General features: G+C 24.5%; 2 protein-coding genes. Both read left to right on the forward strand.

Features of this window, described 5'->3' with window-relative positions:
- Positions 1-59: 59 nt before the first annotated feature.
- The gene (locus tag G551_RS0112355; protein ID WP_027885846.1) at positions 60-602 is read left to right on the forward strand and encodes a hypothetical protein; all 543 of its coding nucleotides are present in this window, start codon (positions 60-62) and stop codon (positions 600-602) included.
- 19 nt (positions 603-621) lie between these two features.
- The gene (locus tag G551_RS0112360; RefSeq protein ID WP_027885847.1) at positions 622-1164 is read left to right on the forward strand and encodes a hypothetical protein; all 543 of its coding nucleotides are present in this window, start codon (positions 622-624) and stop codon (positions 1162-1164) included.
- The last annotated feature ends 110 nt before the right edge of the window (positions 1165-1274 follow it).

A 1274-nucleotide genomic window follows, 5' to 3' on the forward strand; every position in this document is an offset into this window, starting at 1 on the left:
AAACAATCCGCAACTGATTGTTATACAAAACCGTTGGCAGTAATTAAAAAATAAAGTTTATGATTTTTAATTTATTTAATAAGAAAAAAATAATTAGTGAATTAAGAGAACAAGGAGGTATGAATGTTAAATACTCTCAATTAATCTCGCATATAAAAAAACTTGCCCAAACCTTTGAGCAAAAATTTGAAACTAAAACAGAGAAAATTAATGAATATACTATTGGCGTAGTAATTGATTTTAGTGGTCAAAAAGATTTTGCGCTAGCTTATATAGATGCTTTTATTTTGCAAGAAACGAAAAAGGGATTAAAAATTTTTTGGAGAAGGCATTCAGAAAATATAACTCGAATTCCAGTTTCTATACTTCCAAATAAAATAGAACATTCATTTTTATTTAAAAACATTGAAAATCAAAAAAGTGTTTTTAACGATTTATTAAATAAAGTTCAAAATACGTTAAAAAGTAAATATAATTTTTCCGATACTCATTATCAAAATGTTATGGAAAATGGTTTTGCTACATTTCTATCTAAAGAAGAAGAAATGAAATTGGATATGGAGATGACAGATTGGTTAATCAAACAACAAGAAAAAAAATAAGCAAGTTTTAAATTACTAGATGAATTTTAATAGTTTCTTTTTAAACGCAAATAATAAAATATTCAATATTCAGGAAATTAAATGGTGGCTTTTAAAATACACTGACATTTATAACCAAATAATTACTTTAAAAAAGAATAAGTATGTAACGGTTAGTCTAAATGACGGAAAAATTTTAAAACTTCCACCTTTAAATGAATCAACCGAATACATAGAATTTTTAGATTTATATAAAAGACTTGAAAATATTTCAGAATTACACAAGTATGAGAATTATTTTGAAGAACAAATAAATGAGTATTGTAATATTAAAAAGTCTAATTATGAATTAAAAAAGTGGGTTGCTAAAAGTGAAGATTTAGGAACTAATAATTTTGTACTTTTCCTCATAGATTATTTAGATTACTCTGCAAACCCTAAACATTTAAATGTTTACCTTCCTTATTCAAAAGAACTTGATTTGTATATTGATCGAAAAGATTTCAAAAACACGATTGAGTTTCTTGAAATTTTTAATGAACTTTATTGGATTCAAGAAATTTTACCAAAAAATCAAAAATAAAATTAACAGAATAAAAACTACTGCCAACAACGGTAACCGTTGCACAAGCCTTTAATTCTTAGAAAATCTCACTTATTTAAACCGCTTTTAGGAGGTTTTTTGTTTTTATA

This window comes from Mesonia mobilis DSM 19841, from assembly GCF_000423405.1.
Lineage (GTDB): Bacteria > Bacteroidota > Bacteroidia > Flavobacteriales > Flavobacteriaceae > Mesonia > Mesonia mobilis.

What these genes read in the sequence shown, in the direction of transcription:
- G551_RS0112355 (WP_027885846.1), top strand. Translation starts at nt 60, where the DNA reads ATGATTTTTAATTTATTTAATAAGAAAAAAATAATTAGTGAATTAAGA.
- G551_RS0112360 (WP_027885847.1), top strand. Translation starts at nt 622, where the DNA reads ATGAATTTTAATAGTTTCTTTTTAAACGCAAATAATAAAATATTCAAT.